General features: G+C 53.8%; 8 protein-coding genes and 1 pseudogene. 7 read left to right on the forward strand and 2 right to left on the reverse strand.

What is annotated here, in order from left to right:
• On the reverse strand, positions 1 to 253 hold a 253-nt coding region (locus B2W52_RS20725), incomplete at its 3' end, for a transposase (RefSeq protein WP_175497406.1).
• Positions 254 to 483: 230 nt separating this feature from the next.
• Between B2W52_RS20725 and B2W52_RS20730 the strand changes: the two genes are divergently transcribed.
• The 7 genes from B2W52_RS20730 to B2W52_RS20760 all read left to right on the forward strand — a co-directional run bounded on the left by B2W52_RS20730 (position 484) and on the right by B2W52_RS20760 (position 3,662).
• Positions 484 to 696 (forward strand): hypothetical protein, encoded by a 213-nt coding sequence (locus B2W52_RS20730; RefSeq protein ID WP_092034368.1) that lies wholly within the window; start codon positions 484 to 486, stop codon positions 694 to 696.
• Positions 697 to 727: 31 nt separating this feature from the next.
• The gene (locus B2W52_RS20735; RefSeq protein ID WP_273069025.1) at positions 728 to 1,360 is read left to right on the forward strand and encodes a nucleotidyltransferase domain-containing protein; all 633 of its coding nucleotides are present in this window, start codon (positions 728 to 730) and stop codon (positions 1,358 to 1,360) included.
• Positions 1,323 to 1,742, forward strand: a complete 420-nt coding sequence (locus B2W52_RS20740; protein WP_008172514.1) for a hypothetical protein — start codon at positions 1,323 to 1,325, stop codon at positions 1,740 to 1,742. Before B2W52_RS20735 ends, B2W52_RS20740 begins: the two co-directional genes overlap by 38 nt.
• Positions 1,743 to 1,829: 87 nt before the next feature.
• Positions 1,830 to 2,009, forward strand: a complete 180-nt coding sequence (locus B2W52_RS20745) for a DUF1294 domain-containing protein (RefSeq protein WP_081467527.1) — start codon at positions 1,830 to 1,832, stop codon at positions 2,007 to 2,009.
• 97 nt (positions 2,010 to 2,106) lie between these two features.
• Complete coding sequence (locus tag B2W52_RS20750; protein ID WP_273069023.1) at positions 2,107 to 2,547, forward strand: DUF4174 domain-containing protein; 441 nt, start codon at positions 2,107 to 2,109, stop codon at positions 2,545 to 2,547.
• Between the two features lie 167 nt (positions 2,548 to 2,714).
• Positions 2,715 to 3,260 carry a ferric reductase-like transmembrane domain-containing protein gene (locus B2W52_RS20755; RefSeq protein ID WP_008172509.1) on the forward strand — a complete coding sequence of 182 codons (546 nt, stop codon included), beginning with the start codon at positions 2,715 to 2,717 and terminating at the stop codon, positions 3,258 to 3,260.
• A gap of 6 nt (positions 3,261 to 3,266) precedes the next feature.
• Positions 3,267 to 3,662, forward strand: coding sequence for a ferredoxin reductase domain-containing protein (locus B2W52_RS20760; protein WP_008172508.1), 396 nt, complete (start codon positions 3,267 to 3,269; stop codon positions 3,660 to 3,662).
• 157 nt (positions 3,663 to 3,819) lie between these two features.
• Here B2W52_RS20760 and B2W52_RS20765 read toward each other — a convergent pair.
• Positions 3,820 to 4,361 (reverse strand): annotated as a pseudogene (locus tag B2W52_RS20765) (sucrose phosphorylase); the annotation flags it as partial.

A 4,361-nucleotide genomic window follows, 5' to 3' on the forward strand; every position in this document is an offset into this window, starting at 1 on the left:
GATCATTCAGATCTTCGTAGCCACCGGCCACACCGTAGACCCGTTGCCGGACCAGGGACTTGAGCTCATGACGAATCATCCGGGGATCCCGCTGGTCGGTCAGAGTCTCGGCCAGCCGTTGGGTTAACCGGTGTTGTTTGTCGACTTCGCGCAGTAACAGCAAGCCGGCATCGGAGGTGATATGGCCTCCGGAGAAGTCGGTTTCAATCTGGCGGCGGGAAAGTGGCGAGAAGGTCAGTTTTTGAGGTACCATTTTGGATAGCGGTTGTTGGTGTTGATTGATGGTGTAAGGTCCTGAAATTTTAACACTTTCAGCCGCTTTCTTTTATCCCCTCATGAGAAATTCGGGCTAGAGGGCACAAAAAAGTTGGTGGAGCTGCTTGAGAAGTACCCCACAAACGCCGAGCTTCTGAAAAACATCCCCCATTCTTTTGACAAGGCGTAAGCGTAGCGTTCAAGACAGGGCGTTTTTGAGGAGTAGGTATGTTCCACATTCACGTCGAGCGGGTGCTTGAAAAGGATATTGATACGGTTTTTGAGGCCATGGAATCGGCTTTTCCTTTCGGGCTCTTTCGAGCCGAAGATGAACCCGGCGATGCCAACGATGCAGTCCTCGGCGCCAATGTCGCAGAGGTTTTCTGTGGTTTCTTCAGCCACAGTTTTAGAGAGGTGCTTTCCGACCCATTTTGGGTATAATTGTACCTTAATTGGGTATTTCGGGGTTTGTATGGGAAATCAACAGCTTTCGAAGCAAATGGGAATGGCGGAAGCGCTTTTCCCCGCGACCCGGCAAAAGGTTTTAAAGCTTTTTTTCTTGAGGCCCGATGCCGAATTTGCTCTACGTGAGGTAATTGATGCGGTTGGCGCAGGGTCTGGTGCAGTGCAACGAGAGGTAGCGCGGCTGGTCGATTGCGGACTCGTTTTTCAAGATCATCGAGGCCGGCAAAAGCGCTACAGAGTAAATCGAGAATCCCCGATTTACTTTGAGCTCGCCTCTCTGGTGACGAAATTGCTCGGCCCAGAATCTCAGATCGATGCTGCGTTGCAACCTCTGTACCCTGAGATTGATATCGCGTTGCTTTACGGCTCGGTGGCGAAGGGTGTTGATCACGCGGGAAGCGATGTTGATCTCTTGCTAGTATCCGACACTGTGAGTCTGGAAGATATTTTCGAGACCCTTGATCCGGCAGAACGTTCGCTCGCTCGGACAATTAATCCTACGGTGTATACTCGAAGCGACTTCAGAAGCCGTATTGTGAAAAAGCAATCTTTCCTTACCAGGGTCCTGGATGGGCCTTACATCCTACTTAAAGGGAATTTGGATGAATTCGGAATCTCTCGACAATCTGGTCAAGATTAATAAGCTCCATCGGGAGCCTCCCGATGCAGAAGAAATCAAAGGATTGATACGCTCTGGGACCGTTCGTTTGAACGATGCACGTTTTGAATCGCTTAGCATCGAAAGCCGTTTTGATCTCTCGTATAACGCTGCACATGCGCTGTCACTCGCCGCTTTACGGCATTGCGGTTATCGGTCGGACAATCGCTATCTCGTCTTTCAATGTTTACAACACACCCTGGGGTTGTCGGCGGCGAAATGGCGGGTGCTTGATCAAGCCCATAAAAAGAGAAATCTGGCGGAATATGAAGGGGAGATCGACCTGAGCCCTGCCTTGGTTCAGAGTGTTCTCAAAATTGCAGAAGAGATCGAGGAGGCCGTTCTCAGGCTAACGGGCGATTGAAGAACGTATCGTCAAACTCTTGCATCGAATCCAGGGCTGCTCACCTCATTGAGCCAATAAAATCCAGTCGAAGCATTCGAAGCCCAAATTGGGTACAAAAATACCCGATTTGGGTATTTTGATAAGCGGTCAGCAAAGCGGGGCGGTCAGCGCATCGCGGAAAACACGCTGCACCTGTTCGAGCTGTGTTGTCACTGGCCCGGCGCACTGGTCGCCCAGCAGTTGGGCTTTGATTTGTCGAAGTCTTTGCAGCCGCTTATCTGGTAATCGCCACTGGTTTCACGATCCACTCAGGCAGTTCGCCTGATCAACTGAGCACAAACTCTCGTAGCTCTACAGGGAGAACGATAACGGGAGCAAGCAAATGAGCTTCAACTTAGCCGTCAACAAAAATCGCACCATTCTGACGTTGATGCTTTTACTCATCACACTGACTACTCAAGGGGCCGGCATGAACAGCCTGAGCGACTATCAGTGGAAAAACCGACTGATTCTGGTGCAAGCCACAGATGAGAATGCCGGCGAGATTGACACGCTCAGGAGTGCCCGGGCCGAAGTAGATGACCGTGATATCGTCTGGTTTGTAAACACCGGCGCAGACCTGGTTTCAAATCAGGATGGGGTTTCGAGCAGTCTAGAGAGCGAGATCAAGGCTCTGCTTGACCAGTTCCGTTCGGATGAGAGGGTTCTGTTGATCGGCAAGGACGGCGGTATGAAAAGCCGAGAGCCCAGTCTCGATCTCGACGCTATTTTCCGCCGTATCGACCGCATGCCAATGCGCATGCGAGAGATGCGCTCTGATTGAAGCACCAGGCTCTATCTCCGTGTTCAAGGGCTATACTGGAAGGGCCTTACGTCGACTGAGATTGACATTCCACTCCATGCCACGTGACCCCATCGGGGTGAGGGTTTCTGGCAGGCTTTGAAGTTGGGTAGATTGAATGACCAAAGGAAGGGAAGCAAACTAGCCAGATGAAACCGCTTTTTCTGATCGTTGCTTACCTTGCCGCTGTCACCCTGCCGTTGCTCCTGTCCGCATGGGTGGGAGGTCCACCACGCCAGTTCCACCAGGAACTGGCCTCCGGCTTTGGCATTCTTGCCTTCTCGATGATCCTCGTGGAGTTCATCCTGTCCGGGCGTTTCCGGGCCATTTCAAATGACGTGGGCATGGATGTGACCATGCGGTTTCACCAGGTCATGGCTCGCACGGCGCTCGCTTTTGCTCTGCTGCACCCGTTTCTTTACCAGGGAACGCCGACAGGAGGGCAGCGCCCATGGGCCCCCACGCGCCAGTTGACGCTCACGACTGATTTCTCCGATCTGGCGACAGGCATTGTTGCCTGGCTGCTGCTTACCGGCCTTGTTGTCATGGCCATCGGGCGCACCCAGCTGGGCTACCGATACGAGACATGGCGCCTGTTACACGGGATTGGCGCGCTGCTGATCGCGGTACTTCTGTTGCACCATACCGTGTATGCCGGGCGTTACGGATCGCAGCCGGTGATGACCTGGGTGTAGTTGGCCATGACGGGTGTGGCGATTGGGTCGCTGCTGATGGTGTACCTGGTGGTTCCCTGGCTGCAGAAGGCTCGCCCCTGGCGCGTGACGTCCGTGGTCCGGTTGACGCCAAAGCAATGGGAAGTGACCGTGACCCCCAACGGTCACCGTGGTCTGGATTACCGGGCCGGGCAATTCGCCTGGCTGAATGTGGGGCAAAGCCCTTTCTCGATGAAGGAACACCCTTTCTCCATTTCCATTGATGGCGAGCTGATGGATCGCGTCTTTTCAGAGCTGGAGTTCCGTGACTGGGTGTTTGTGATGTGCGGCCCGGCGGTCATGATGGATGTTGTTGAGGATCATCTTATCCAGCGGGGCACACCCGCTCACCGGATTCTCTCGGAGCGGTTCAGCTATGACTAATCCAATCCAGCGGCTGACTCAGCGGCGGCGGCTTTCTTTGGTTATCTGGGGACTGAATATAACCCTGGTCCTGATCCTGCTGGTTTTTGTGTTGCGCTGATGCGAAGGCAGGCCAGGGGTATGATCAGGTGAGCCCGATGCGCATCCAGCGCCTCGGTCAGCACTCCAGGTGTCGGGTTTCCCCCGTTTCCACATCGGTATAAGTGACCTTCACGGTTTTGAAGTTCAGGTCTACAAACAGGTGGCAGTAATAGTCGCCATGGCGCCAGGCCATGGCCACGCTTGAGTTGTTGGAATAGTTCAGTTCGAAGTGCCCATCAAAGGCCGGGTAGTTGCTGCGGAATTTCATCAGGTTCAGCAGTCTTTGCACCACCGGTTTCTGGATGTCCTGCTCCACCTCTTCCAGGCTGTAGTAATGCCGATTGATGTCTCGCAACTCGCCACTTTGTTCCATCAGTTCGTGATCGTTACAGCCGGCCAGCAGCCCCACGTAGTAAACCTGTGGGATGCCCGGGGTGAAAAACTGGATGGCCCGGGCGGCGATATAGGCGTCGTCGTTTTGCATCAGCGCGTCATAAAAGGTGCAGGTGAGCTGATAGATGGCACCCACGCTGTGAATGTTGGCCGCTGAGCGCCGCATGATGGGGTCCGCGCTGCGGGCGTCGATGTTGTCGATCAGTACTTTGATTTTCTCATCCG

Source organism: Marinobacter sp. UBA2498, from assembly GCF_002341575.1.
GTDB classification, from domain to species: domain Bacteria; phylum Pseudomonadota; class Gammaproteobacteria; order Pseudomonadales; family Oleiphilaceae; genus Marinobacter; species Marinobacter manganoxydans.